Source organism: Rhodopirellula halodulae (assembly GCF_020966775.1).
GTDB classification, from domain to species: Bacteria; Planctomycetota; Planctomycetia; order Pirellulales; family Pirellulaceae; genus Rhodopirellula; species Rhodopirellula halodulae.
In genome coordinates this window covers 23,005-49,176 of record NZ_JAJKFV010000003.1, presented here as the reverse complement: position 1 = coordinate 49,176, position 26,172 = coordinate 23,005, and the positions used below count along the sequence as shown (strand labels likewise).

The 26,172-nt window shown below is 55.8% G+C and carries 27 protein-coding genes and 1 pseudogene; 9 read left to right on the top strand and 19 right to left on the bottom strand.

Annotated features, from left to right (window positions below; genetic code table 11):
• Positions 1–47: 47 nt before the first annotated feature.
• The gene (locus LOC70_RS03855) at positions 48–701 is read right to left on the bottom strand and encodes a class I SAM-dependent methyltransferase (protein ID WP_230251957.1); all 654 of its coding nucleotides are present in this window, start codon (positions 699–701) and stop codon (positions 48–50) included.
• Positions 702–1,063: 362 nt separating this feature from the next.
• Between LOC70_RS03855 and LOC70_RS03850 the strand changes: the two genes are divergently transcribed.
• Complete coding sequence (locus LOC70_RS03850; protein ID WP_230251956.1) at positions 1,064–2,197, top strand: ATPase, T2SS/T4P/T4SS family; 1,134 nt, start codon at positions 1,064–1,066, stop codon at positions 2,195–2,197.
• Entirely contained in the window at positions 2,185–3,006 is an 822-nt protein-coding gene (locus LOC70_RS03845) for a hypothetical protein (protein ID WP_230251955.1), read from the top strand. The genes LOC70_RS03850 and LOC70_RS03845 overlap by 13 nt, the downstream gene beginning before the upstream one ends.
• A 390-nt stretch (positions 3,007–3,396) precedes the next feature.
• Here LOC70_RS03845 and LOC70_RS03840 read toward each other — a convergent pair whose 3' ends face one another.
• The 3 genes from LOC70_RS03840 to gatA are packed head-to-tail and all read right to left on the bottom strand — an operon-like array spanning position 3,397 to position 5,615.
• Positions 3,397–3,819 (bottom strand): hypothetical protein, encoded by a 423-nt coding sequence (locus LOC70_RS03840; protein ID WP_230251953.1) that lies wholly within the window; start codon positions 3,817–3,819, stop codon positions 3,397–3,399.
• Positions 3,816–4,076, bottom strand: a complete 261-nt coding sequence (locus tag LOC70_RS03835; RefSeq protein WP_230251951.1) for a hemin uptake protein HemP — start codon at positions 4,074–4,076, stop codon at positions 3,816–3,818. Before LOC70_RS03835 ends, LOC70_RS03840 begins: the two co-directional genes overlap by 4 nt.
• A 39-nt stretch (positions 4,077–4,115) precedes the next feature.
• On the bottom strand, positions 4,116–5,615 hold the full coding sequence (gene gatA, locus LOC70_RS03830) for an Asp-tRNA(Asn)/Glu-tRNA(Gln) amidotransferase subunit GatA (RefSeq protein ID WP_230251950.1): 1,500 nt from the start codon (positions 5,613–5,615) through the stop codon (positions 4,116–4,118).
• Positions 5,616–5,824: 209 nt separating this feature from the next.
• Between gatA and LOC70_RS03825 the strand changes: the two genes are divergently transcribed.
• Positions 5,825–5,986, top strand: a complete 162-nt coding sequence (locus LOC70_RS03825) for a hypothetical protein (protein ID WP_230251949.1) — start codon at positions 5,825–5,827, stop codon at positions 5,984–5,986.
• A gap of 252 nt (positions 5,987–6,238) precedes the next feature.
• Here the strand turns inward: LOC70_RS03825 and LOC70_RS03820 are convergent, their stop codons facing one another.
• From LOC70_RS03820 to LOC70_RS03765, 12 genes are all read right to left on the bottom strand, one after another.
• Entirely contained in the window at positions 6,239–7,594 is a 1,356-nt protein-coding gene (locus tag LOC70_RS03820; protein ID WP_230251948.1) for a sensor histidine kinase, read from the bottom strand.
• A complete protein-coding gene (locus tag LOC70_RS03815) occupies positions 7,581–8,168 on the bottom strand; it encodes a response regulator (RefSeq protein WP_230251947.1) in 588 nt (195 codons plus the stop codon). The genes LOC70_RS03820 and LOC70_RS03815 overlap by 14 nt, the downstream gene beginning before the upstream one ends.
• Before the next feature lie 885 nt (positions 8,169–9,053).
• Complete coding sequence (locus LOC70_RS03810; protein WP_230251946.1) at positions 9,054–10,082, bottom strand: zinc-binding alcohol dehydrogenase family protein; 1,029 nt, start codon at positions 10,080–10,082, stop codon at positions 9,054–9,056.
• Between the two features lie 2 nt (positions 10,083–10,084).
• Positions 10,085–11,365 carry a tagaturonate epimerase family protein gene (locus LOC70_RS03805; protein WP_255715364.1) on the bottom strand — a complete coding sequence of 427 codons (1,281 nt, stop codon included), beginning with the start codon at positions 11,363–11,365 and terminating at the stop codon, positions 10,085–10,087.
• A 358-nt stretch (positions 11,366–11,723) separates the two neighbouring features.
• The gene (locus tag LOC70_RS03800) at positions 11,724–11,894 is read right to left on the bottom strand and encodes a hypothetical protein (protein ID WP_230251944.1); all 171 of its coding nucleotides are present in this window, start codon (positions 11,892–11,894) and stop codon (positions 11,724–11,726) included.
• 90 nt (positions 11,895–11,984) lie between these two features.
• Positions 11,985–13,214, bottom strand: a complete 1,230-nt coding sequence (locus LOC70_RS03795) for a DUF1559 domain-containing protein (protein ID WP_390888991.1) — start codon at positions 13,212–13,214, stop codon at positions 11,985–11,987.
• A gap of 396 nt (positions 13,215–13,610) precedes the next feature.
• Positions 13,611–13,901: a hypothetical protein gene (locus tag LOC70_RS03790; RefSeq protein ID WP_230251942.1), complete on the bottom strand. Its 291-nt coding sequence runs from the start codon at positions 13,899–13,901 to the stop codon at positions 13,611–13,613.
• Between the two features lie 157 nt (positions 13,902–14,058).
• Positions 14,059–14,457, bottom strand: coding sequence for a hypothetical protein (locus LOC70_RS03785; RefSeq protein ID WP_230251941.1), 399 nt, complete (start codon positions 14,455–14,457; stop codon positions 14,059–14,061).
• Positions 14,458–14,644: 187 nt separating this feature from the next.
• Entirely contained in the window at positions 14,645–15,157 is a 513-nt protein-coding gene (locus tag LOC70_RS03780; protein WP_230251940.1) for a DUF2314 domain-containing protein, read from the bottom strand.
• 156 nt (positions 15,158–15,313) lie between these two features.
• Complete coding sequence (locus tag LOC70_RS03775) at positions 15,314–15,919, bottom strand: hypothetical protein (protein ID WP_230251939.1); 606 nt, start codon at positions 15,917–15,919, stop codon at positions 15,314–15,316.
• A 180-nt stretch (positions 15,920–16,099) separates the two neighbouring features.
• Positions 16,100–16,573, bottom strand: coding sequence for a HesB/IscA family protein (locus tag LOC70_RS03770; RefSeq protein ID WP_230251938.1), 474 nt, complete (start codon positions 16,571–16,573; stop codon positions 16,100–16,102).
• Between the two features lie 246 nt (positions 16,574–16,819).
• A complete protein-coding gene (locus tag LOC70_RS03765) occupies positions 16,820–17,404 on the bottom strand; it encodes a sugar O-acetyltransferase (RefSeq protein ID WP_230251937.1) in 585 nt (194 codons plus the stop codon).
• 337 nt (positions 17,405–17,741) lie between these two features.
• Between LOC70_RS03765 and LOC70_RS03760 the strand changes: the two genes are divergently transcribed.
• The 4 genes and pseudogenes from LOC70_RS03760 to LOC70_RS03750 all read left to right on the top strand — a co-directional run bounded on the left by LOC70_RS03760 (position 17,742) and on the right by LOC70_RS03750 (position 19,102).
• The gene (locus LOC70_RS03760) at positions 17,742–17,996 is read left to right on the top strand and encodes an addiction module protein (protein WP_230251936.1); all 255 of its coding nucleotides are present in this window, start codon (positions 17,742–17,744) and stop codon (positions 17,994–17,996) included.
• Between the two features lie 28 nt (positions 17,997–18,024).
• A pseudogene (locus tag LOC70_RS03755) lies at positions 18,025–18,300 on the top strand (hypothetical protein); the annotation flags it as partial.
• 293 nt (positions 18,301–18,593) lie between these two features.
• Complete coding sequence (locus LOC70_RS24575) at positions 18,594–18,812, top strand: addiction module protein (protein WP_368861079.1); 219 nt, start codon at positions 18,594–18,596, stop codon at positions 18,810–18,812.
• Positions 18,809–19,102, top strand: coding sequence for a type II toxin-antitoxin system RelE/ParE family toxin (locus LOC70_RS03750; RefSeq protein ID WP_230251933.1), 294 nt, complete (start codon positions 18,809–18,811; stop codon positions 19,100–19,102). The genes LOC70_RS24575 and LOC70_RS03750 overlap by 4 nt, the downstream gene beginning before the upstream one ends.
• A gap of 577 nt (positions 19,103–19,679) precedes the next feature.
• Here the strand turns inward: LOC70_RS03750 and LOC70_RS03745 are convergent.
• Positions 19,680–21,410, bottom strand: coding sequence for a hypothetical protein (locus LOC70_RS03745; protein WP_230251931.1), 1,731 nt, complete (start codon positions 21,408–21,410; stop codon positions 19,680–19,682).
• 471 nt (positions 21,411–21,881) lie between these two features.
• Positions 21,882–22,529, bottom strand: coding sequence for a thioredoxin family protein (locus LOC70_RS03740; RefSeq protein ID WP_230251930.1), 648 nt, complete (start codon positions 22,527–22,529; stop codon positions 21,882–21,884).
• 165 nt (positions 22,530–22,694) lie between these two features.
• Here LOC70_RS03740 and LOC70_RS03735 point away from each other — a divergent pair, with 165 nt between their 5' ends.
• A complete protein-coding gene (locus LOC70_RS03735; RefSeq protein WP_230251929.1) occupies positions 22,695–23,129 on the top strand; it encodes a BlaI/MecI/CopY family transcriptional regulator in 435 nt (144 codons plus the stop codon).
• The gene (locus LOC70_RS03730) at positions 23,126–25,801 is read left to right on the top strand and encodes a M56 family metallopeptidase (RefSeq protein ID WP_230251928.1); all 2,676 of its coding nucleotides are present in this window, start codon (positions 23,126–23,128) and stop codon (positions 25,799–25,801) included. Before LOC70_RS03735 ends, LOC70_RS03730 begins: the two co-directional genes overlap by 4 nt.
• A gap of 29 nt (positions 25,802–25,830) precedes the next feature.
• Here LOC70_RS03730 and LOC70_RS03725 read toward each other — a convergent pair whose 3' ends face one another.
• A complete protein-coding gene (locus LOC70_RS03725; RefSeq protein WP_230251927.1) occupies positions 25,831–26,160 on the bottom strand; it encodes a hypothetical protein in 330 nt (109 codons plus the stop codon).
• Between the last annotated feature and the right edge of the window lie 12 nt (positions 26,161–26,172).

The following is a 26,172-nucleotide window of genomic DNA, read 5'->3' as shown; positions in this document are numbered from 1 at the left end:
GACGCGACTCGTTGATAACCGCATGATGCGGGCACCCACAACCCGTTTCAGCCGCGGCCCCGTGTTTTTCGCCACACTCGCATGTCGTTGGGTCCTTTGAACAGCACCATGACCGCCCCAAAGGCCGCGTAGCGGTGAAAGACGTACTCGTGGAAGTCGTCTTCGCCCGGCCAAGGGTAGCTGTAGATGATGCCGAAATCTTCGACGTGCAAACCAATCGACGGATAAGCGGACTCGATGGAGTGCCCCAGGCTGGGCAGCGTCGGATCCTCCGCCATGGTTTCTGAACCCGATGGCAGGAAGTTGCCTCGGACCAATTCGGGCGTGGGACCAGCACCCTCGATTGTGTCCAGCGTTTCCTGCCAATCGTTCAGTGTCGTGGTGCCTTGGCGAATCAATTCCGGTTCTGATTCGATTCCAATGGAATCCCAACCCACGGCAGCGGCCAACCATGTGATCGCGGCGAATCCACACCCCCATTCGACGAACCGTTGGTTGTTGAGCATCTGAGTTTCCGCGACCCAACGCATGGTTTGGTACACGTGCAGATAGTCGGCGGCGACAAACAGTTCGATCTGCGGCCGATCCCAACGATCTTGGAATGCTTCGATCCGTTGCTTGACGCCATGAACCATCGCGTGGATCTCGGTTGGAATGGGCGTGGTGTCCAGACCGGGTGGCAGTTCAATCGGAGTCAACATGCGATGGGGCGATCAGAAGGTGTCAAAGCAGCAGGTGTCAAATCAGAACGTGCAGTCGGGTGGGAATGTCAGAGCAGCGTTTGCATTTTGTACCGAACACGAGTGGCTCGCACCGATCGTTCAGCGACCAGCGTTGATCCGCCGCCGAGCAGCAAAATCGATGTCGCCGTCACAAGCGGCATGTTGGCAGGTTGGAACGCTTGGTTCGAGATCCGTAAAGATCCTAGAACCGGAACATTCGGTCAGTTCAATCCGGACGACGGCGAGGTTCTCCGAGGATCCCGCCAGTTCGTCAAGCCCGCCGGTCGGAATCGACCTATTTGTTTCGATGAGGCACGAAACCTGAACCAAGAAATGGCAACATGAATTCAACTTCGGTGGACTTCGGGCAACCGTCGATCGGTTGGCTGGACGAGATGTGGGGGCAACTGGATGACACCACGTCAGAAGATCAAGCGGTCGAGGAAAACTTGGCCGAGCAATGCGGTCTGACGGACGAGTCGAAACTCGCGTCAACCTACGCATCGCACTACTTGTTGCCTCTGTTTGAACCGCCGATGGGACTGTCGATTCCACTCGACAAACGTCTGCGGAAATGCTTGCCCGAGGATTTCTGCAAAACCAATCACTTGGTTCCTTTGGCTGTCCAAGACCACAGTTTGGAAGTGGCGATCGCGTCGCCGTCGGCGTTGTTGTTGGCGGATGATGTTCGACGCATGAGCGGTTTGCAGATGCGACCGCTATTTGCCCGAGCCACCGTGGTTCGACAAGCGTGCGAGCAACTCTTTGACAAGCCCGCAGCAACACCGGATGAAGCCGAAGCGAAGCCATCGTCTTCAGCAGACAAAAATTCTGCGGACCGAAAAGCCGGCTCGAACAAAAAGAAACGATCGGGCAAAGCGTCCGGCAAATCCGAGCAGCCACATGCGTCCCCAAGTCCCGTGGCGGTGCCTTCGCCCATGAATTTGACCGCGTACGATCTGAAGGACGCGGAACGGGCGGCTTGGCAGCGTCAGTTGGTAGCCGACAGCGGGTTGACGGTGCATTGCGGTCGAAAAAGTTTGGACAAGAGCCCGCTGGCTCGATTGTGGGGCGTTTGGGCGGCTCAGACTCATGGCCGGCCGGCGTGTCGTTGGAACGCATTGCAGCGTGAATCGATGGATTCAGATCCTTCGGTGGTCGTGATTCCGGACCTAAAAGACCGGACCTCGGCGGAGGTCGCGTTGCACGCGGTGCTTCAGGGACAACGCGTTTTTGCCGTTGTTCACGCTCGCGATCCCGTTTCCGCGATTCTTCGTTTGAGAGCTTGGGGACAAATTGGCCACTTGCTCGCGGAACAGATTAATCTGTTGATACACCAGGACGGCCTTTCCAGGTCCGATTGCGGCACCATCGAGATCGATGACACGCGGCGTTCGGCTTTGGCGTCGGAAAACGACATGGGTCGATTGCAGAAACTGTTCCCCTCATCCGGCACCTTTCTATGTGGCCCCTGACCAACGGAAATCGATGTCTCGTCGGACCGGAAGCCGATCTTTTCCGCGGTGCTGCGGCAATGATGGTGGACGAGCTGGTGGATCAGTTGAATTCTGAACCTGATGAGTTACCGGCGGAAACGAACGAGCCGACTCAGTTGTGGGGCGGTGCTCCTCTGGTCGAATTCGATCCGCCGCGTTGGTATTCGATGTGGGAACCGGAGCAAAAGGTTTGGTTGCTGGAGCGCGTGACCACATCTCTTCTGACCTCGCGTCCCGCACCCGCGATGGCGGCCATGTTCGAAGCGACCGTGGAAGCGGTTTACGTCGAGATGGGCAATTTAATTTCGCTGGAGATCACCGAGGGCGGGCCCATTGAACCGGGGTCATGGCGTCAATCGTTGCTGGATGCATTCGTGCAACGTTGTCCGATGGATAGCTTTCTGCAAGCCACCCATTTCGAAGCGACCACGTTGGATCCCTGTTGGCCTCGCGAGATCCAGCAGCAAATGCAGATGTACGAACAGTCGACCAATCCGGAAGCGGATGCGAAATCGAATTCGATCCAGGACCCATCCGAGAAACGTCAAAACGATTGGATGACTTGGTGGTCGATGGTGATTGATCGTCTGGTGGACGCAACGTTTGGCCCGCGAGTTCACCACACGGCGGAGGCGTATCGCGATGGTGATCCCAAGAAGTTGAAAGAGTTTCTGCAGTCCAAAGGTGTGAGCCCCAAGTTCGTGCAACGCATCCCACCGCTCCGTTCACGAGCACAGACGCAAAGTGCGATCACCCGATTGCAAAAGTTGTTGATCGACACCCCATAGCCGGATTCCGACAAACGCCCACTCTCGTAGCCGAAGTCGTCAAGACTTCGGACGAGCCTCCCGATCGTCGCGGATCGCTCCGCGGTCCAGCGCCCCACACCTCGCTATGTTCCAAAGCATCGGCTGGGACGCCATGTGAGACATGGCCTACACGGATGCATCATCCTCAAGCTGAGTCTGGATCTCGCATCCCGTCGCCGGATTTGCCAAGAATTCGGACGCCCACCCCCGTAGCCGAAGTCGTCAAGACTTCGGACGAGCATCGAACACGACTCCCAATCGTCGCGGATCGCTCCGCGGTCCAGCGCCCACACCTCGCTTTGTTCCAAAGCATCGGCCGGGACGCCATGTGAGACATGGCCTACAGCGAAATTCCGAATCGCGACTCGTTCACGCGGAGACGGCGCGAGTGGCTTGAAACGGCAACACCGATGGCGTGTCGGCGTCCATCGCCGGCCTCCTGACACTGCGTTTTCGACGAATGGCGGGAGTCGTCTCGGGCACCAACGTGCGTCGCATCATCTCCCACTGATCGCGACTCATTTCTACGCAACTTTGAGCGAACCAGCCGACGGCTTCGCTGAACGTTTCTTGTCGCAACACGATGGGCTGCGATTGAACGCTGCTGAGTTGCTCGCAAAACGGACGGTCGTCGTTGTCTCGTTCCGACGCCGTTTCGATCTCGGAATGCAGCTTCAGGCGTTCGGCGACTTCGATGAATCGAGTCGCCACCACCAAGCGTTCGTGCTCGTTGGCGTCGGGAATGACTGCGAGAATGGTTTCACTGGTATGCACGGAAGGATCCAAATTCACTTCGTCAGAATCAGTTTGCCCTGGCGTGTCTTGCGGAGCCGGTAAATCTGGCCTTCGTTTTCGATCCAGATTTCACCGCCGCATCGAGCCAAGGCCTCGAATCGGATGATTTTGGGCATTCCACCGGTCGACATGGTCGTCGCCGAAGGAACCGATTCCACCGCGGGAGTCACCGGCGTCGCGCCATCAACCACCGCACCCGCAGGTGCTTCGGTCCAGGTCGAATCATTCGCCGGCGTGGGTTTCGAATCGGTCATGCGACCAATCTAAGTGGACGAAACCTCTCGGGCAAGACCTTATTGCGAATGATTTTCAGTAAAAACAGCCGGGCGTCGCGTATGGAAATCGCTGGCCATCTGGAACACGTTGCCCGCCCGCAATAATCGCGACTCTTCCATCACCGGAGCTTGCAACTGCACGCCGACGGGCAAACCAGTCGCGTCGAAACCGCCTGGCAACGAGATCGCGGGGACTCCGGCCAAGTTGGCACCGACCGTGAAGAGGTCGCACAGATACATGGCGATCGGGTCATCGGTCTTTTCACCGAGCGTGAACGCGGGCGATGGCGTGACGGGGCCGAGAAGCACGTCGCACTGTTTGAAGGCCGCGTCGTAGTCGCCTCGGATCAATCGGCGGACCTTGAGGGCTTGGTTGTAGTAGGCGTCGTAGTAACCTTCGCTGAGTGCGTAGGTGCCGACCATGATTCGGCGTTTGACTTCGCTGCCGAAACCACCTTCCCGACTGAGCGAATACATGGCTTCCAGCGGGCCGGAGTCCGCCTTGGCAATTTCCGCATCGCTGACGCGGTATCCGTAATGAGCCCCGTCGAATCGCGAAAGGTTGCTGCTGGCTTCGCAGGGAGCGATGACGTAGTAGGTCGGCACCCAATACTTGCTGTGCGGCAGCTCGATTTCGACGATCTCGGCGCCTTGTTCCCGCAGCACCGATTCCGCCGTGGCCAACGCGTCGCGGACCGCCGGGGAAATTCCGTCTTGATCCAACCCTTCTCGCAGCACGCCGACTCGCATGCCTCGAACGTCTTCCGCGGCCATCGCGGGAGTGTAATCGGGGACTTCCACGTCGACGGAGGTGCTGTCGCGAGGGTCGTAACCCGAAATGGCCTGCAGTCCAATCGCGACATCGTCGACCGACCAGCCCATCGGGCCGGCTTGGTCCAAGCTGCTGGCGAACGCGACCAGTCCGTATCGGCTGACTCGCCCATAGGTTGGTTTCAATCCGGTGATGCCGCAGAACGCGGCGGGTTGGCGGATCGATCCGCCGGTGTCCGTTCCAATGCTCAGCGGAGCCGTTCCCGCGGCGATCGCTGCCGCTGCCCCGCCGCTGCTGCCCCCGGGCGTTTTGGTGGTGTCCCAAGGGTTGCTGGTGATGCCTGCGGCGCTGGTTTCGGTGCTGGCGCCCATGGCAAATTCGTCCATGTTGGTTTTGCCAACGACGATCGCCCCCGCATGTTTCAATCGTGCGACCACGGTCGCATCGTAGGGCGGCACAAAGTCTTGTAGCATTTTGGACGAACACGTCGTGGGCATGTCCGAGGTGCACAGAACGTCTTTGACCGCCACGGGCAATCCAGCCAAAGGCCCCAGCGTTTTTCCGGCCTTACGGTCCGCGTCGACTTGGCGGGCCGCTTCCAAAGCGGATTCTTCCGCGATGTGCGTGTACGCGTTGATGGTCGATTGAGTCGCGCGAATGGCCGCCAAGGATTGTTCGATGACCTCGACCGCAGTGACTTCACCAGAGTCAAGTTGTTTCAGGATTTCGGATGCCGAGTGCAACATGAACGAACCGTCTTGGTCGCGTGGGAAAAAGGATGTGTTCGGCCGCAGTATCGGGGATCGGCCAAGGATTTGGAATGCGACTAGTGCTGGCGGGAACGATTGCCGCGTAGGCCATGTCTCACATGACGCCCCGGCCGATGCTTTGGAACAATGCGAGGTCTCCACCGTCGGACCGCGGAGCGATCCGCGACGATCAGGAGGCTCGTTCGATGCCCTCCCGAATTCTTGGCGAATCCGGCTACGGAATGGCTGGTTCGATGCTCATCCGAAGTCTTGACGACTTCAGCTACGGGTATTGGTTCGTCCGAATTCTTGACGAATCAAACGACGGGATGCACGTTTCGAACTCGGTGATGGGCGACCCGCTGTAGGTCATGTCTCACATGACGCCTCGGCCGATGCTTTGGAACAAAGCGAGGTCTCCACCCACGGACCGCGGAGCGATCCGCGACGATCGGTAGGCTCGTTCGATGCCCTTCCGAATTCTTAGCGAATCCGGCTACGGAATGGCCGGTTTGATGCTCGTCCGAAGTCTTGACGAATTCAGCTACAGGTGTTGGTTCATCCGAAGTCTTGACGACTTCGGCTACGGGAAGGCGCATTCGAACTCTTGACGACTTCGGCTACTTGACTTGGGGCCAGGTCATTTCGGCGACGCACCCAACCAGGGCCGGAATCAACCGGATGCTGCCACCGTGCATCTCGGTGATTCGATGGACTCGGCACAACGACAACCCCAATCCTCGCCCCGCTTCTCGGCCGCTGAAATACGGATCGAAGGCACGTCGCGCATCCTCCTCGCTGATTCCTTCGCCGCTGTCGGCAATCGTCAATCGACAAGGTCCGTCCGAAACGGCTTCCACCGAAACCACAATCCGACCTTCCACGCCAATCGATTCCATCGCATTGTTGATCAATGCCACCAACGCTTCGCCAAACATCGCCCGGTCGCCATGACAATGAATCTCGGGCGAACATTGAACCTGTAAATCAATCGAATCGCGTAAAAGCTTCGCTCGCAAACGCTCGCTCGTTTGCTGCAACACCTCAGCAACCGAAAACGTTGTCTCCAGCGACGGGCTCGGTGGATTCGCATAGAACATCAAGTCCGCGATCATCGCATGAGCCCGGTAGGATTGATCCACAATTCGTTGCAGTGATTCCGCGTGCCGGTCGTCTTGAACGCGCGACATCAACCCCTGTGCTCGTGTCGAGATGTTGGCGAGCGGATTGTTGATCTCGTGGGAAAGACCGTACGCCAATTGTTTCGCGAGGTCGCGACGCGCGTCTTCCAAGGTACTCGCAAGCTGCTCCTGCAAACGTTCACATTCACGTTGAAGCGAGGTGACTTGGCCAAAGGTCACGTGAGCCTGCAGAGCCGTACTGCCACGTGCATCATCACTCGATCCAGCGTGATCTCCATCCGTTTCTTTGCGAGAGTCAATCAGCCGAATGGAATGCAGTGATTGCCGGATGCCGGAACTGCGATGCAGACGAGCGGCCTTCCACCACAAGTCGGACTCAAGCAACCAACGAGAGAACGGTAGCGTTTGAAAGTGTTGATCCAAACGCGTGTAGCGTTCGAGCAAACGCGACGATTCTTTGTGATCGGGCGTCGCCAAAAATTGCTCGCCATCCCAAGTCGTCTGACCATGCTGCATCCACCACTGGGCCAACTGTTCCGTGGACCATTGACTAGGAATAGGCCGCCATCGCCGTTCGTGTTCCTGGACCAATTGGGCCGCTGTGAACAAACACAAGGCAGCGTCGTGCCGGAAACACTTCAACAAAGACGCTTGCTGATGCGATTGACGCGTCGCCGTCCCGCCACGACCAGCCAGCAGTCCCATCAACGTCGCGGATGAACTCGAGCGCATCGGAAGCCAAATGCGTTGAGACGGCGAAGTGGTGGGAGCGTGTTCGTCGCGAGGCAGAACGATCGGCGGTAGCCAACCGACAAACAAATCAGCCGATGACACCGCGATCCATTTCGAGCAGATTGCATGCGCGGCCGACCAAGTCATCGATGGAAAACGGCTTCTGCATGAAGTCGTTGGCACCCGCGGCCTTCAGTCCATCCACTTTGCTGTGTTCAACCATCCCGGAGATGCACAGAATCTTGACCGTGTCCATCGAAGGATCGCTGCGAACCCGCTGGCAGACTTCTTTGCCGTTGATATCGGGAAGCATCACATCGAGGATCACCAGATCGGGGCGAAATTCCTTCACCCCCATCCCGGCATCAAACCCGTTGTTCGCGGTGCGAATGTCGAAGCGGCCGTCGCGTTGGAAACCGTCCTGCATCAAGTCGACCAGGTCTTGATCGTCGTCCACGATCAACAGTTTCTTTTTGCCGCTTTCCAGGGCGTCGGTTGGGATGCCGTTGTCCTTCATGAACAGGAACAACTGCTCACGCGGAATGCGCCGGAACTTGCTGCCCGGAACACGGAAACCCTTCAACGAGCCGTTGTCAAAACAACGGATGATCGTCTGCTGACTGACTTTGCAGATCTTGGCTGCTTCGCCAGTCGTGAATACCGTTTTTGTGGTCATGGCGGGAACCGTCCTCCCTGTGGGGTAGCCCAATACCGAAACGAGGAAAGCGTGAAGCCATCGGGGTCGGCAAAAACTCTCACCGAAGCACCCAGCTTCACTCTGTCACTCCAATTAGCAAAACCTCTGGGATGATGCACTAGCACTTCAACCCCCAGAGTCACAAACGCACTTAAAATCCGCTGAACTCGCAAGGGTCACAAGCGACCGCACTTCCCTGGCTTGCCACTGCGTCAAATCATACAGTTCGGGCAAGATGGGTCAAGGTTGATCGGCGTCACGAAATCCCCCATGTGAAGGATGGGAGACGGGGTGCGTGGAAGCGGGGTCTCGTTGTGGAAGCGATGCCGTCCGATTTCTTGACGAATTCAGCTAGGGGGCGCTCTGACCGATGATGCCCCGTGTAGGTCATGTCTCACATGACGCCCCGGCCGATGCTTTGGAACAAAGCGAGGTCTCCACCCACGGACCGCGGAGCGATCCGCGACGATCGGGAGGCGCGTTCAGTGCGTGCCCGAAGTCTTGACGACTTCGGCTACAAAATGCAGATCCGAATTCTTGACGAATTCGCCACTGAGGCGCTGACCGATGATGCCCCGTGTAGGTCATGTCTCACATGACGCCCCGACCGATGCTTTGGAACAAAGCGAGGTCTCCACCCACGGACCGCGGAGCGATCCGCGACGATCGGGAAGCTCGTTCGATGCGCGCCCGAAGTCTTGACGACTTCGGCTACGGGGTGTTCGGCCAAATTCTTGACGAATCTGACGACGGGATGCACGGTACCCCGGTGTTGGCTGTCCGGTGCGGCACCAAGGTGCGAACGGCCGTCGATCAACTGAATGGTCGACGGCCGTTGCGGCGTTTCATTTGTGCCACACGTTGTTACGAAACGTGGATGACGGCTTTGACCACGCCCGATTCGGGGTCGGTCCACGATGGGAACGACTCGATCACGTCTTCGAATTTGGCGTGATGTGTGATCCACGGATCCGTATCGATGACGCCGGTTTCGATCAAATCAATGATCCTCGCGAAATCACGCGTCAACGCGTTGCGGCTGGCCAGGATCGTCAATTCTCGGCGGTGCAAAAACGGCGCGTGGGGGAATTGCAAATCTTGTTGAGTGATCCCAACATAGACGACTCGTCCGCCGAACGCCGCCATCTCCATGGCACGACGCATCGAGTGGTGATTGCCCGTGGCATCGACCACGACATCCGCACGGCGCCCGTCCGTCATCGCTTCCAACTTTTCGATGTCCGCCTCGGACCCGTCAAACTGAATGGTGTGTTCAACACCCATCTTCTCAGTCACGAAGTCCAGACGTTTTTGACTGAGGTCAGCCACGATGACCTTCGCACCCGCAACGCGCGCGAACTCGGTCGCCGACAAACCGATGGGGCCCGATCCGATGACCAACACGGTGTCTTTCTCAGTCACCACCGCGCGATCAATTGCATGACAACCGATGGCCAGCGTTTCCACCAAAGCGGATTGCTCGTAAGAAAGGTTGTTGGCCGGATGCAATTTGCGGGCGGGCAAGATCATTTGTTCCGTCAGGCCGCCGTCGCACATCACGCCCAGCGTTTGGTGTGACTCGCAGCAGTTGGTAAGACCTCGCGTGCAGGAATAACACTTCTGGCAATTGATGTAGGGTTCAACGCTGCATCGGTCACCCGCCTTGATGTTGTCCACGCCCTCGCCGATCGCCAACACTTCCACGCCCAATTCGTGGCCTGGAATGCGTGGGTAGGAGAAGAACGGAAACTTGCCGAGGTAACCACCCAAATCCGTTCCGCAAACGCCGACGCGGTGAATCCGCACCAGGGCTTCGCCGGCGGCAGGTGCCGACGGTTCCGCAATGTCGACTTGCTCCCATTGCTTGGGAGCACTCAGTTGCAACGCCTTCATGCTCAGGCTCCTGTTCCGATGGCTTGGCCGTCTTCGCCAACGAACAGTGGCAACAGGTGACGGTCGTAAATGTTTTGAGTGACTTGTTGTCCAACGATCTCTTCGTTGGCTTTCAACATGTCGGTGTAACGGTTGCCGGCTTTCGCAGCGACTTTGAACGACACGTGCAACAGTTGGCGAACGTGAGCGTTGAAATTTGGATTGCTTGGAATGTGTCGGATCAGTTCCGCGAATGCGGGACCATCCAATTGATCAACCGCAGCCGAATCAGGCAGCTTGGAACGGTCGATGTCGATGACGCTGGCGTAAGGAGCACACAACTCATCCACATGTTCCAGAGCGTACACGTAGATTTCTTTGGCAAGAGCCAATCCATCGCCACCGGCTTCGGCCAAACCAATGATCTCTTCCAACCAAGTCGTGCCTGCGGTCTTCAAGTGAACGCCAGCCCCGGTTCGCTTCATGCAATCGCGAATGATGGGATACAGGCTGAACTTGTCGCTGCCGCTGTGGACGCTGAGCTTCAACACCTCAGGCAATCCGTAAGCCTTGACCGCGTGAGCCAGAACGGCCACGTCATCGTTGAACTCACGTTCGAACTGAGCCAAGTCGCCGACGTAGTCGACGCCTTTGTTGAAACGTCCGGTGAACTTGGGAGCGATCGTTTGAACGCGAATGTTTTCGTCAGCCAACATGGCCAAGATGATCAACAACTCCGGTGGAGTTTGTGGTTGATCGGTCTCGTCCATCGAGACTTCTGCGATGTAGTTGCCTTCGCCCTTGGAGGCCGCAATGTGGCGATCGATTTGCCCGGCTTCTTTTGCCGCCAGCATGTATTGGCCGGCAACACGACGCACGTCGTCTTCCGTGATCGTCAAGGGAGCCGACAAGCCGTCCAGTTCCAACGTTCCGATCAATTCACCGTGTTTGGCGACGAATGCATCGATGTCCGAGGCATCGGCTGGTTTGCCGATGGAGTCCGCCACGTCCAAGGTGAAGAAGTCAGAGCAAGGCAAGAAAGGATCGACGGTTTGCAGACCGATGTGATCCGCGTCCACGTGCCAAGGTCGGTCAAATCCCAGCTTCTTGACTGCTTCGGCCGCCGCGTCGTAGACGCTTTGCGGCTCCGACCCCACAAACGTGTGTTCGCGATTGGATTTGTTCCAGACCGGAGCGACTTCGATGCCCTTTTCAGCCAAACGGGTGAAGGATCGCAATTGAGCGGCCGCTTGATGAGCGAAACGGTCACCGACACCGAAGGAGTATTTCTCGATCGTTAACAAGGCAGATTTCTCAGATTCATACGGATGGAGGGATGTGTTCACGCCCATCAATATGCCGGATTATTTTCGATTTCACCACAGCCCATTTGCGAAATGCAAGTCTCCGCAAACTTTTGCCCTGTATAGACTTTTGGCTGCAACGCGTTTCCTTTGAGGTTGCCGAAACTCGATGGATTTCGCGTCTTTGAAACTCAATCTCTATAGCCTTCTCGTTTGTCCAGCCATCCAATCAGGCAACGTGACACGGATGAAATAGAAAAAGCTTGGAAGCCTCACTAGGTGACTCCCAAGCTTATGCGGATCACGCACCCCGACGCGTCGGTCGCGAAAAGTAGCTAACGCTTCCTTGAGCTGTTCATCAATAGTCTTGCATGTCAGCGGCACCGACGCCTGCTTCCTCTTCCGCGATTTCTTCGGCGGTCATTTCGGTCTCGCCAGTCACGACAACATTCTCCTCGGAACCACAGCCCGCGAAGATAGTTGTGGATGCGAAAGCGAGGAAAAGAAAACTGATTCGAAATAGATTCATACTGGTTTGAGCTGTTTGCCAGAGGGAAAAAAAGAAGGCCGGCGAACAACCGCCGCCGGCTTGGGAAAAACCATTGCTTGAGAGAGTCAACTAGAACTCCTCGGTGATCTCGCGACTGGCACGTGTGCCAAGAGCTCCGATCAAGCCGTACGGACTCTCTGAACCGGCTGGGTGTGCCGTCGAACCGTTGAACACGGAACTGTCATTTGGATCACCAGCTTCGATGGAGTCCGTGATGAACTTCACGGCACCGTCACCCATCAGAACGTGAGCTCCGCCTTGGTGACGACTTGCGACGGATGCTTGACCTGTCGAACTCCAGCCACCACCGAAACAAAGTGGTGCGTTCGGGCTACGCATGAAGTTCACACAGGTGAATGCGATGTTGCTGTTCGCCCATCGAAATCCGCGACGGCGGGTGTCGCCACCCTCCAGAGTCACGCCATTTGCCCAGAACTGAGGACGTTGCGGATCGAGATCATCGTCGCAAACATTCGCGTGTCCGCGAACGCCGTCGGGAAACCATCCGTTATTGATATTGATGTGTGTTCGGCTGTCTCGATCGCCGAGGTCCGTCACCATTTCACCCATGGCAATGGTATTTGATAGACCATCCAGAACGTCTCGAAATTTGCAGTGGTGACGCTGCACAAAGAAGCCTCGACAACCCGCCTTCGCATTCGCGAGCTGGTCCTGCCGCCAAGCGTTGTTACCAAAACGCCAATACCCCCACTCGGTGTAGTGAATCGCGTCGCCGACGTTCACGCCGTAGTTGGTGCGTCCCAAAGCGGGAAGCCCTCGACCGGGATCGCTCGGACAACGAAGCATTGCGATGTCAGTCGCCCAAGGTGGAAACTCTCGGACCCAAGTGCCCGGTCCCATCGCTTGCCAAACGTCACCCGTCGTCGATGGGTCTTGGTCTTTGTCGTAGGGGTTGCTAATCGTCTCCCATAGCCCTTGCTGTTCGAAGAACGGAGTCAGTCCGACAAGTGCTGAAAGGGACCGCTGGTTGTGCCCTGGGAAATCATTCGGGCCTGATCCAGCCTGGGTGTCGGGCCGAAAAGTCCCAGAACCCTGGACGGGAAGTTGGTTGTAGGCGGAATGGTAGTTGTGCATCGCCAAGCCAAGTTGCTTGAAATTGTTGCTGCACGACATGCGACGGGCGGCTTCTCGAGCTGCTTGGACCGCCGGAAGGAGCAACCCCACCAGCACGCCGATAATGGCAATCACCACCAGCAATTCGACCAGTGTGAACCCTGAACGTTTTGTACGCTTCACGTGTTTAGGCCTCGCAAAAGAAAAGAGCTTCAAAAAGAGCATTTGGAGATGGCTAAATCCCCTCGAGTGAGGCAGTCTACGCGTCTGGCCGAGTCATTTGAAGCCTTTTTGGGTGCGGTAATTCCCCCTGAGCAACTTTGAGCGGTGCTCGAAACGCCAATATGTCTCATGGAGAGACGATCGCAATCTATAGGCCTATCCCGCCATGCCGAGAACGATTTGCGACTTCGCTCACCACGAATTACTGAGCGAGCGTGCCTCAGCGGCCACAGTCGCCGGGCGACAATATGTCTTCCGAAAATCGAGCTGGATTCCACCGGGAAATCGATGGATTTTTTTGGGACGCTCGCCTCTGGGCGGGACAACAGTGCCGGGAATCGCAGTTCTCGTTTTCCGTGTCTCGTTTGATCGCCGACGATTCTGTGGTGCGTCCGCACTTCACTCGTTCAATTTCCGACGTCGCCTCAAACGGCGATTCCAAACCACCGCTAGGAAGAATCCGCCGAGGGTAGCGAACACGACTTCGCGGTAGAACACGAGCCCAAGAATGAGGTTGGCGGTTGCGAATCCGATCGCCGCTCCGGTGTAGGCTCGCAGGGCATCCAGTGCTTCCTCACCATTGCAAAGCAATAGCAGCAAGAATGTCGGCAAAATGATCAGATCGCCAAGCGGTGGCGTTATCCGAAAAAATTGACTGAGGAACATCCAAACCGCTGTCGTGCCGAGCACCGCGAAAACAATCCTCAGCAGCAGAACGCATGCTCCGATCACATGACGATGTCGCAAGAGTTAACCAAATTTTGCGCCGAACCGTTTTAGGGTTACAGCACGCTCATTCATTTGGCTGTCGCTCATTCTTTCACCGGTCTGCGAAAGGAGGTACTCGTCAACTGGTCATGAACAAGACCACGCCGAGATAGCCGATCGATAGGCCGACCGCGGCCAAAGCAAGCTTCGTCACGAATGGCGTTGCGTCACAAAGCAATGGATGAAGGCCCCAGTACCAACGAAAGTGAAAGTAGGACGCAAGTGAAGCAACGATCAGACAGATGGCGTAGCGTGCGTGTGGACTCGACGTCATCATCGTTTGCGATGGCGTCCGATGATTGGCCGGCAGCGTCAAATGAATCGTCGTCGGCAACGTTACGAACAGATAGCCAGCGAAAAAAAGCAAGCCGATCGGTAGGGCAACCCCGACCGGTGCTCGCGTCCTTGGGCCTCCTGACACGGGGTCCGTCAGGATGTCCAACAAGTCGATGAACGCAAGGTCTTGCTGTCTGGTCAAACTTTTGCCCCGAACTTTCCAGTGAAGAACGCATCAGCATGACTGCGATCAAAAATTCGTCGCCTATCGCGCCGCTGGGATCGCGTCTGGGAACACCTCGCCCAAACAACGTTGGTCGCCGAATGATTTGGGAGGCTGATATCAGTCATTTCTGGGGCGACCGAGCCTGCGCATTCCAGACGTCAAATCAATCGCTGGGGACATCCATGAATTCGAGCGGTGGTGCCGCCTCCGGAGATCTCTTCGTCAGCACGCGAATCGTGTATCCGCCGTAGCACTGGTTGCCCTTCACCAGCATCCAATCTGATAGGGAATCCAAGCCGACCGTTCGCGAGTCACCGTACTGCAAGTCCGGCAAATTGACGGGATCATTGGCACACGATGCTGTGATCTGATCGCCATCGATTGCTGTTGGTTCAAACCAAATGTGTTCGAGGTCGTCGTCGGGAGTCGGGAGTGCAAACTTGACGCTGTACCCATCGAAACTTGGGTCTTGCCAATGCTTCCTGAAGTAGTCGAACGTCTCTTGAGCGGTCTCGATCGCCGAGTCCATTTCAGGATCGTCGCCTTCGACCTTGATGAAATTGGATGACTCAGTCGTCTGCTCCACGGGTTGGTTGCAACCGAGTGCGAGGTTCAACAGCACCACGAAGACAAAGATCGAACTCGAGGTGGTCGTTCGGCGAAGTGCTTTCAGCAAGACAAGAGGCTCTCAATAGGAAGGACAAAGGTTGCAATGTTGATGTCTTGAGCATGCATGCTCGCGCGGCGGCTCATGTCACGATGCCAGAACGCGAGCACGCATCGCGTCAACTCGTTTCTCGGCTAACCGGCAAACGGATGTCTCCGCCAAGCATCAGTCAATGCGAACGGCCCAAACGCGAAACGACGGGTCGTGTGCTTTGGTGCCTTCGAGCACGCGTCCGTTGGCGGAAAGTCGAACGCGGTCAGCCGGAATGCGGCTCCATTTGAATTCGTACGCCTGCTCTTTCGCGTCCACCAATCGCCAGGTTCCGTTGCCGTTCGTCTTGCCACCGCCGAGATTTTTAATGTCCACCCCATTGTTCCATCGCCAAGTCCCCAAGATCGAACGTTCGGCATCGGGGGACTGATTGGAATTCGGGATCGCAAACTTCGATTCGCGGATGGATTCTGCCTTGTCACGAACTGAAACTGCCGCGTCCAAATCGCCCTTTTGCGTCAACGTCTTTTGATGCTTCTTCAATTTTTCGGTGATCTGTTCACGAAGCTCTTTCCGCTCACTCACGTAAGACTGCTCCAACTCGGCAACGGCCTCAAAGAATTGGCGATCCAAAGCACGAATGCTGGCTTCGTGTTGATCCAAGTCATTAGCAACTTGTGTTGCCTTTGACTCGCTCTTGGGCAACCCTTCCGCAAACGCACACGGCGTCGCCGCGAAGGCAAGAGCAAACAATCCAGCGATGAAAGAACGACGAGTCATGGGAGCTGCCTCAGCATGTGTCAGCAATCGAGCGGTGATGAAGTCGCTCCAGTCTGACCTTCCTCGCGAGCCGATGCAACCAAATTTCTAGCCGTGAAAGAACACGTAGCGGCCGCCATCGTTTCCTCCAACCGACAACCATCAACGCCGCAGTAGCGGGCATCAGACAAATCAGGTCGGTCAATGTTGAAAATGTGCGGTATCAGAATTCGAATCTGCTTCGATCGAATCGTAGTACCCGCGAACGTGATCCGGCATCGGTGCATCCGAGTTCGGATTATGGAAATAGAAACCTTCCTGTCCATCACCGAGCGGGATCCAATCAATGGCGGTCCCTCGAACGAATTCAAGGCTCGACTTGGCGATCGCAATATCAACGCCGCGGGATTGAGCGAAAACGAACTCGTCGTTCGGTAATTCTGATGCCAAGGACAAGTTATAGCGGTACCCGGTGCACGTTGTCGGGTCGTCGAAGTCGACTGACATCTCAAGCAGTTCAGCAGAGGGATCAGAAGCCATGAACTCGCTCAAGGAAGCTTCCGCTGCTTCGGTCAACGTGATGACTTCGTTCGCAAGTTGCTTCTCTTCGATGTTGCCGCTTTGAGAGGACGCATCACAGCCAACGAAAAGACAGCAGGCAGCTACAACGATCATGCGCATACAAACACCTCAGCAAACCCAATCATGAAACGCAAACGAGGGCGGTGGAAACTTCACGGGTAGTCGACGCAAACACTTGATACGCTTGCGGTGGCGGCTTTAGGAGTATCGCAACAACAGCTTATCGCAAACGGTCGCCATTCGTTCCAGGAAAGCGGCGTCTTTCAACGACCTTTGTCCAATTCGCTTCGCAGCACTCGCCTGAACGGAAGCCCCGGGCCGCAGCAGGATACTTCGACCTCAATCAATTTCACGAATGACTCGGCATGGATTGCCGAACGCCAGGACGCCATCGGGAATGTCTTTGGTGACGACGCTGCCAGCGCCGATGGTCACTCCGTTTCCGATGCGGATACCGGGCATGATGATGCTGCCGCCTCCAATCCAGACGTTGTCGCCGATCACGACTGGTTTGGCTTGAGTCTTGCAGAACGCAAAGTCACCCGACGATGGATCGCCGAATCTTTCTCGTGGACTGAGCGGATGGTAGGCCGTGTAGATGTGCACGCCGGGAGCGATCAATGCGTTGTCGCCGATGGTGATGGTGTTGCAATCCAGGAAGACGCAGTTGGCGTTGATCTCGCAATTGCTACCCAGATGAATGTTGTCACCGTAGTCCGCAAAGAACGGGGCGGTGATCCAAACACCATCGCCGTGCGAACCAAGCAACTCACCCAGGATTTCCGTCAAACGAGCGCGGTCCGTCGTTGGAGTTTGCTCGTAGAGACGCAACAGCCGTTTGGCTTCGTGCCATCGTTCCAGCAGCGCAGGATCACCCGGGTTGTAGGGTTCACCCGCCAGCATCTTTTCCTTCTCAATCTTCACGGCCGGCACCTTCAATCGTCGCGAGGGAGTGATGAGCAAGAGCCATCAACGATCGCACAAGAAAAGCCGGCAGCGTAATGCAACCGGCTTTTCAGTACACCCCAGAGGATGTGAAACATCCGCGAAAACGCGGACGTTTTGTGAGGTTTTCGGTGTACCCGAAGCAGAAGCTGAAGCACTCGGTTTGGATGCATCGCTGCGCCGCTTGGTGCGGTCCTGGTCCACGTTGAGCCAACCGATCAAAGACGCGATTTTGTTGATCGTTGAAAATGGGTCTTCGGGTGATTGAGGTCGCCCCGTTATGATAGATGCACCACCAAGCCACGAAGGAAACCAGATGTCTCCCACCCCAACCGCCGCCGAAGTTATCAAGGTCGCATTGCAATTGCCCGCTGGCGATCGTGCGGAGATTGTCAACGCGCTTCTGCTGACGCTTGACGAGAACGATTCGACTGCGTCAGTCGAGTTAGACCCGGCTTGGTCTGACGAGATGAAACGCCGCATCGACGAAATCGACAGCGGAGCGGTTCAGACCGTTTCGTCGGATCAAGTTTGGGAACGGATTGGTGGGCGGGTCAGTGGCGAATCCTGACTCACCACTGCTTTAATATCACCCGCTCGCCGCCGACGAAGTCGAGGCGGCGTTCTCCGAGTACGCGATGGTCGGTCAAGAAGTGGCTGACGGTTTCAAAGCGGAACTCGATCACGCGGAAAAGTTGGTGTTGCGGTCACCTGAATCTTGGGCGACCTATTTTCATGGCACGCGTGGCTTCCGCTTTCGTCGCTATCCGTTCGTGATGGCGTACATCATCCGTGAAGACACACCATTGGTGATCGCGGTCGCCCACACGCGCCGTCGGCCTGGGTATTGGGCAGAGCGAATCGACGACGCATGACAGCCTTCGGCGGTAGGATGCCGCCGCATATCGGGCCCGATGTCGGCACGCCTCACCCGGCAGGGGCCGAACCTATGCGGTTTTTCTTTGGAAAAGCTGCATAGTTCGGGCATAGGCGAAGCAGAGTGCGAAGCATTTTCGAGCGATTCGACGCTACGCGACGTCGTGCGTCTCTGGTCCACTCTGGACCCCGCCATCAAACAGGCGATTTTGGCAATCGTTCAAAGCCAATCGCGAGGTTGAGACCTACAAGCTAAACTGAGGTGGATAGCCGTTAAGTGAAGGAGCCCCCAATGTCGATTGATCTTCCCCTCGATTCCATGTCTGTCGCTGAAAAGATGGAAGCGATGGAAACTATTTGGTCGAGTCTTTGTCAGAAGCCCGGTGACGTGCAATCTCCGCAGTGGCACGAAGAAGTGCTTGCCGAACGCACTCGCCGTCTCGCAAATGGCGAGGCGAGCGTATCAAGGTGGAGTGATGCAAAAGCTCGTCTTTTGAAGCTCGGTCAATGATCGTCAATATCAGCAGTGACGCAGAAGCAGACATTGCCGATGGATTTTGGTTTTACGAAGGACAGAACGCAGGACTGGGAGACTATTTTCGATCTGCAATTATCGCTGATATCGAATCGCTTGCGATTTATGGTGGCGTTCATGAACAAGTCTACGGCTATTACCGTTCGCTTTCGCGGCGGTTCCCATTCACGATCTACTATCGCGTTGATAATGACGTGGTCTTAGTGGTTGCTGTAATCGACGCAAGACGCAGTCCATCATGGACGCGGAGGCGTCTGGACCGTTAAAAAGTGCTTCGTCCCACGTGGGGCTCTATCATGTTGCAGGTTCCAGAAGTTCTTTTCTTAGGGTAGACAGCTGCTCCTCAAGTATCTGTTTCGCTGCACCTTGCATTATGTAAAGGCGATTTCCACACTCGTCGTACCGCAGCAGCGTACGGCCTCGGGCCAACGTTCCTTAATAATGTTGGGCACGCGGGCGATCTGTATGCGTTCGGTCAGAGCAGATTGACTATCTCGGAATCTGCCACAACCGAGCCGGCGATCGCGACCGCCTACTGCGAACAGTGCGGGCGACCTGCAAAGACTGACGCAAGCGAAATCATTTATCAGTCCGCTGCGGAACTTCCGCCCTTAAGCCAACAAGAATACGATTCGTTTCTGAAGCAAGAGGAACGACAACGTCGGTTTGGCGGTAATCGCGGTGTAGGTGGTGAAGAGTTTTATGCGGCAGGACCGGCTGATTTGTTCCTCGATCACAAAACGGGAAACTACGTTCAGGCCGCTCATAGTTTGGATCGGCCGAAAAGGTACTCGCGATTCCCGGTCGGTAACGTTTCATCGGGTTAGCCGACAAATCGGTAGTTTAACGATCCGACCACAGGTAGACGCGATTACCTTTTTCGAGGAAATCGCGTGTCGTCAAACTGGCCGGATCTTCTTTGAGTCCGTCAAGCGTGTGGTTCATGCGGCCTTTCCAGTATTCAATGCAGTGACGCACTCCCCATTCGTTTGTCTTGTTCCGCTTCGTCTCATGGATCAATCGCTGAACCAGCATCGACAGATAGTTCTGTAGGTTGTCGAGCAGCGGAACGATATGTGGGACTTCGCGGCCCTCATGGACTAACAGATTGCGGGCTCTATAAATTCTCGCCACTTGCCATTCCAAACGCTGCTTTGACGCTTCCAATCTGGCCCGTAGTTGTTTGGGGTCGTGAAAGAGTTTCCACGCGTCGTATAAGCGATATCGCAGAAGAGGATGCTCGGCAAATTTCAATAGCTCGTCGATCTTCGGGTCGCGACACTTCGATGTGAGTGTGACGAGCATGTCATCGGAAAAGATTACGCCGTTCTTTGTTTCCCGAAATCCTACGCCGTAGTTTCGACTTCCTGTCGCATCGCCAAACTTCTGTGTTAATATCGTCATGTAACGCGTCGTTCGATGAACATGACGCGAAATCACAAGAGGGACAATTAACTCACTTACCCTCTCCATTGCAGTCTCGCCTTCGTGCGCACCGGCCAAGGTTTCGACGGATGACCAGAGATTGACGAACCGAGTGCGTGTATCACTGCTACCGGAAGCAAGTGCCAGTTGTTTTACTGCTGCTAAAATTCGGTGATCGACGTTGGTGGTTGATACAAGATCAATCGCTTCCTTGATGTCGCGATCCGCGTGGGTTCGTGGATGGAGCCGACGAAATGCCTGCTCGCTCTGCAGGAATACGTTGTCATGACCAGATGACGAAACGAACGCCGTTGAATGGAGTCGTAGTGCCGATGGATTCTGATAGAGACTGGCGAGGCCAATAACCAACTCCAAGCGTTCGCGAGCATCGGCAACAGCGTGGCGAATCGACTTCGCGGGTAAATCGACTCGGACGTGTAGTGAAGACCCTTCGTTCGACAACGCCGCTGTGTAGTCGTCGGGTAAAGCGTCGATGGAAACGACACGATGCCCACGTTTGCGAACGGCTGAGTGCATTCCGGTAACATCACCGAGAATCGTAAAGGTACACGAGTATTGACTCTCGTCTTGTTGAGTTAAAGCGATCAACTCTCGAAGCACGTCAACCGGATTCTTGCTCGCCGTTTTGTCCACTGGTTCCCAAACATCATCGTCTTCCTTTCCATGCTGGAACGAGAATGTTGCTAATCGCCGAAGGTTCTCGATTGCAGACTGTTTACGACTAGGCAACTCGCCTGCCGCTTTCAATGCCAGTGACTTGAACGCTTTCCAATATGAACGCCGTTGACCGACAAGGATTCCGCCGCCGGCAACAATCGCTTCCGGTGTCTTCGCTTTCGTGAGCGATATAGCTCGCGACTTGTAGGTGGGAATCTGGCGAAGAATATCGTCTTCAGATTTTATCGCTGCAGCAAGTTCCGCTTTCAATTTCTCGACATGGGCGGCGTTGCGAGGCTCAGCCTGCCACAGATTTCCAATGTCGATCAGTTCCTCGATAAGCGACGGGACGTTATGAAGTCTTGGCTGAAACGAGTCGGGCGTAAAACCGTAAAAGAGCTCATGCCACGCCGCCAAAAGGAATACGGAGCCGGGGTTCTGCTTATCGTCAGGATGGTCGGGGAGCCACATGAGTTTCCGGGCTAAAAAAAAAGCACCTGCCGACTGACAGATGCTTTCGTATGGTCAGGGCCGAGGGCTTGGAAGTGCAAGCACGTTCCGCACCGAGGGCCCTTTGCTAGATTGGTGATACATCTGAAAGATATCGGCCAAATTGTCGTGAGTCAAGAGATTTTCTTTGCTTTCGCCCCCGTCAAAGGCACGTAAGTGCTGTATTGTAATGTGTTTTCGACGCTATTTGGTGGCTGGGGAGGGGGAAGATCGACTTTTCGGCTTACGAGCTAATTTCCGACATTTTTGATGAGGGCGTTTTGCAGCATCGCCCTCCGTTCTACGCAGCTTTCGCATCGCTCGGTGCGTGATCACGACCCACGGAACTAGGATCGCTACGCCTCCCGCCGCGAAGCCGAGCCATCTGGCGAGGAGCCACCATGCGAAGCGGGTTTTGGCGTCGTCGATGCGGTCTCGGATGGGGACGTGTTCTCAGCGGCGGGGATTGCTCCATGGGTTCAGGTCGTCGGAGAGGTCGGCGTCGTCGGGTTGGTCTTCTTCGTTTCGGTTAGAGAACCCCCAGCGGGCGAGGAACGCTTGCAAGCGATCGCTGCGAAGCAGGCCGCTTGCGGTGTGCTTGAGCTGGTTATCAACGAACACCATCAGCGTTGGCGTTACGCTGACGTTGTAGCCCTTCGCGATGACGTTCTCGATGTCCACAGATTCGTAGCGAACGTCGTCGGGCATCGACTGCTTTTGCAGTTCGCAGGGTTGGCAACCATGTGACGTGACGAGAACCAAACGCACGCGAGATTGCCAAAGCGGGATCGCGTCGTCGGGGAGCTCGCTTTCGGCTTTGGAGACTTCGCCACGAACGAATGCACGCACCCAAGCCGCGTTCATGGCGAGTCCATGACCGTCGCCGGTTCGCCATGCGACGAGGCCGACGAATTTGGTTCCCGCTTCGTTGAACAGCGGCGAACCACTGCGACCGGGCAATGCTTCGGGCTTGTTGTTGATCGAGCCTCGCGTTTGCGCGACAGCGTGACCACGTTCACGGCTGACGGCGGCCCCTCGTGGGACTCCGCAGGTCAGCACGGTGGTGTTCTTCTTTGTAATTGACGCGACGGGGATCTGCACCCTGAAGCTACACAACTCGTCTAAACAACTAGACCTGGGTCGGAAGACAACGGCAACCAATCGGCGTCGCAAAACATTCTTAAGAAAAAACTTGACTTGCCTACGTCTTGTCGGCAACAATGCCTACACGGAGTAGGCAACCAGTTCTTTCGAAGGAAACGCGATATGGCAAAGCAGGACTACACACCGCTGACGAAGGCGCAACGAGAAATCATGGAGGTCGTTTGGGACGAAGAGGAGGTCACCGTCACCCAGGTCAGAGACGAACTCCGCAAGCAACGCGAGGTTGCTCGCAACACGATTCAAACGATGATCGTCCGCCTGGAAGAGCGCGGTTGGCTGAAACACCGGGTAGAAGGGCGAACGTTCTGGTACTCGGCCAATCGACCTCGCACCGCGTCCCTCGGGGCGAAGGTTGCTCAGATGGTGGATCGACTCTTCGCCGGTTCGCCTGAAGAGATGGTCACGGCCCTCATGGAATATCGTGGTCTGACGACCGATGAAGCCGATCGCATTCGCAAAATGATCGACACGGCAGAGACAAAATCGTTCAACAAAGCCAATCGTACATCGGGCACAAAACGCGGAGATCAATCATGAACACGCTCTCTGATCAACTGGTTCTGTGGGTGATCAATGTACTGATTCACTCGACCGTTTTGACAGCGATTTTGTTGTGCGTCGCGATGTTGTTTCGCAAACGAGCCGCTATGCGATATTGGATTCTGAGTTGCGGTCTGCTGTTGGTGTTGGCCAGCCCCGCGGTCTCGGCACTCGTTCAATGCAAAGGAGGTGGCTGGCTGACGCTTGCCTTGCCAAATGAAAACGTTCCAACGATAGCATCTGCCGCAGGCGAGCAGCTAACGCGGGCACGCGAGTCGCCGATGCAACGTTTGCCAACACAGAAGGTCAATGCATTCATCACGCCACCGGTCCCGGATGCGAACCACGCAGACGATGCTGCCAATGCGTCCATCACGAGCGAGCCAACGAGCGTCGCCGATGTTCCTACGAAACCATCCGCTGCCTCAACCGTAGACTTTGGCTCCCTCATGCAGCTACTGAAGATCACCACGACCGCCGCCACGGTGATTTGGGCATTGGGAGCAACGGTGCTGCTAGTACGGATGGCGACTGGATGGATCCGACTCGCGGGGATCCTACAACGAGCGGGGCTTATCGACGCCCCTGACTACGTTGCGATGTTCACGAAAGCCTGTGCACTGGCCGGTTGCCATGAAGAACGCACTCCACGTCTGCTTGCTTCGGATGAAGTCACCTGCCCGTTCGCTGCAGGAATATTGACTGGTTCCGTCGTCCTTCCCAAGCGTTTGATCGACGACTCAAGCCCAATCGAACTTGCCGACGTCCTGGTTCATGAAGTCGCTCACGTCGTCCGGCGGGACCAAATCGTCGTCTTGTTGCAAAACATTGTCGCGGCGATCTACTGGCCGCATCCGCTGGTAGGGAAGCTCAACTGTGAACTCGCCAGAGCCCGCGAAGAGGTCTGCGACAACTTCGTGCTGGCAACCACCGCCGCCCCGATCTATAGCCGCGCACTGCTGTCGTTCGCCCAACTTGTCCAGCAGCCAAAAACAGTCCCCGGCAGCGTGGGCTTTTTCACGTCACACTGGAAATTAGAACAACGTGTGGCGGGGCTACTCGATGAAACTCGAGACAAACAAACTTTGGTGAGCAAACGCGGATGGGCGTTTGTCTTGGTTTCGGCTGCCAGCTTGTTGGCAGCGATCTATGTCGGCACCGTCACGGTTGCAACCGCGCAGGTCAATGACGAGCTGATCGTGGAAGAGCCTGTTGAGTCCAAAACAGTTCAGGTTCGAGGACAGGTTCTCAAACCGGATGGTAGCCCAGCTTCTGGTGCGAAAGTTCGTTCCGCAGCATCTGTCTACGCTGACATGCGAGGTCTGCTGGGCGAACGTTTTGAAACTACCATGGTAGAAGTGACCGCTGATGAAAAGGGTCAATTTGAGATCTCGGTCGACACCCAGCCGTACGGCGACCTACCGGTCCTTGGTACGAAATGGGAGGACCATTGGAAGTACACCGTCATCTCCGCGACCCTGCCCGGATTTGCCGGGCAATTTACAAAGTTCATAGAAGTGGAAGAGTCCGATGCCATCACTTTACAACTTGTCGAAGACACAACCATTCGCGGGCGGATCATTGGCTTGGAAGGTCAGCCCATCAGTGGTGTCACAGTCAATCTAGAAGCTATTTGGGTACCGCGGGAGGGGAATTTGGATGCGTGGTTGAGTGCTGTTGAAAATGGAGAACCTGCCTGGACTGCCGTGAATTATCTTTCCCTGCAGTGTGAACCTCGCATGCTCGGCGTCCCCGAGACGGTCACCTCAGACGAGAACGGTGAATTCGAAATCAACGGCGTAGGGCGTGAACGATGCATGAAGATGCATGCTCATGGAAACGGCATCGCATTTGATCATTTCGAAGTTGTTTCCCGGTCGATTGATCCTCTACCGTGGGAGGAAACAGGTAGCACTGATTCTCCGACCACAGTCTATGGTGCCAGATTCACGCTCACCGGTCGCCCATCGCAGACAGTCACGGGGACGGTGACCGATGCAGAAACAGGGTCGCCACTCGCTGGCGTCGACGTCGCAATCTCGAAGATCTCAGGGGAAAACATTGTCAAACGTTGGTTGCTCCCAACCAAAACCAATGAACAGGGCGTGTTCCAAATTTCGGAAATGCCGAAGGGCAACGGCAACCAACTGATGGTTCGTCCGACCGATAATCAACCATACTTCATGCGAGAGATCGACGTCCCCGACTCTGATGGGATGGCTCCGATTGCAATTGATATTCAACTGCATCGTGGCATTTGGATTGAGGGGAATGTTGTCGATAAACAATCCCGTGAACCGGTCGTTGGAGCTCGAGTTCATTACCTACCACTGTTGACGAACAAGTTTGCCGACGAACTTCCCGAGTTCGATCGTGGTTACGTCGATGGCCAACAAGACCGCTACCAAACCGATGCCGAAGGAAAGTTTCGCTTGGTTGGTTTACCAGGCCCGGCGGTGATCGGCGTCGAAAGTATCCACCAATCTTTCCAATCCGGTGTCGGATACAATGAACTGACGGTACCGAGAGACTCAAAGAGCAAATGGATGCAAACCTACAGCAACCCGATTGTTCCAGGACCCAAGTGGCCCGATTCGATGATTCAGATTGAACCTGACGAAGGAACAAAGAAGATCCAACTGGATATTGAACTTGTCCCTGTCCCATAGATCAGCATCAGCGTCTTTGAAGAGTCAGGTCAATGGCAGTCAGGATTGACCTTGGAACGATCTCGCTGACGACTGACCGCAAGCCCAAACGCATCAACGGATCGAAGCAATGCACTTCGGCATGGGGTAGAACCATGTCGGATAGCTACGCAAACGCGATGAATCAGTAGCACAGCTAGTTCGCTTTCGGCCTCGGCGACTTCGCCAGGAACGAATGAGCGGACGGCGACGATCTTCATCGTTAAGCCGTAACCGTCGTCAGTTCGCCATGCTGCGAGACTGACGACCATGGTTCCCGCTTCGTTGAACAGCGGCGAACCGCTGGGACGCGGCAACGCATTGGTCGTGTTAACGATCAAGCTTCGCGTTTG

Coding starts and splice junctions, on each gene's coding strand:
- LOC70_RS03855 (WP_230251957.1), bottom strand. CDS start 701: ATGTTGACTCCGATTGAACTGCCACCCGGTCTGGACACCACGCCCATT.
- LOC70_RS03850 (WP_230251956.1), top strand. CDS start 1,064: ATGAATTCAACTTCGGTGGACTTCGGGCAACCGTCGATCGGTTGGCTG.
- LOC70_RS03845 (WP_230251955.1), top strand. CDS start 2,185: ATGTGGCCCCTGACCAACGGAAATCGATGTCTCGTCGGACCGGAAGCC.
- LOC70_RS03835 (WP_230251951.1), bottom strand. CDS start 4,076: ATGACCGATTCGAAACCCACGCCGGCGAATGATTCGACCTGGACCGAA.
- gatA (WP_230251950.1), bottom strand. CDS start 5,615: ATGTTGCACTCGGCATCCGAAATCCTGAAACAACTTGACTCTGGTGAA.
- LOC70_RS03825 (WP_230251949.1), top strand. CDS start 5,825: ATGCCCTCCCGAATTCTTGGCGAATCCGGCTACGGAATGGCTGGTTCG.
- LOC70_RS03815 (WP_230251947.1), bottom strand. CDS start 8,168: ATGACCACAAAAACGGTATTCACGACTGGCGAAGCAGCCAAGATCTGC.
- LOC70_RS03810 (WP_230251946.1), bottom strand. CDS start 10,082: ATGAAGGCGTTGCAACTGAGTGCTCCCAAGCAATGGGAGCAAGTCGAC.
- LOC70_RS03800 (WP_230251944.1), bottom strand. CDS start 11,894: ATGAATCTATTTCGAATCAGTTTTCTTTTCCTCGCTTTCGCATCCACA.
- LOC70_RS03795 (WP_390888991.1), bottom strand. CDS start 13,214: ATGCTCTTTTTGAAGCTCTTTTCTTTTGCGAGGCCTAAACACGTGAAG.
- LOC70_RS03775 (WP_230251939.1), bottom strand. CDS start 15,919: ATGACTCGTCGTTCTTTCATCGCTGGATTGTTTGCTCTTGCCTTCGCG.
- LOC70_RS03770 (WP_230251938.1), bottom strand. CDS start 16,573: ATGATCGTTGTAGCTGCCTGCTGTCTTTTCGTTGGCTGTGATGCGTCC.
- LOC70_RS03760 (WP_230251936.1), top strand. CDS start 17,742: ATGTCTCCCACCCCAACCGCCGCCGAAGTTATCAAGGTCGCATTGCAA.
- LOC70_RS24575 (WP_368861079.1), top strand. CDS start 18,594: ATGTCGATTGATCTTCCCCTCGATTCCATGTCTGTCGCTGAAAAGATG.
- LOC70_RS03750 (WP_230251933.1), top strand. CDS start 18,809: ATGATCGTCAATATCAGCAGTGACGCAGAAGCAGACATTGCCGATGGA.
- LOC70_RS03745 (WP_230251931.1), bottom strand. CDS start 21,410: ATGTGGCTCCCCGACCATCCTGACGATAAGCAGAACCCCGGCTCCGTA.
- LOC70_RS03735 (WP_230251929.1), top strand. CDS start 22,695: ATGGCAAAGCAGGACTACACACCGCTGACGAAGGCGCAACGAGAAATC.
- LOC70_RS03730 (WP_230251928.1), top strand. CDS start 23,126: ATGAACACGCTCTCTGATCAACTGGTTCTGTGGGTGATCAATGTACTG.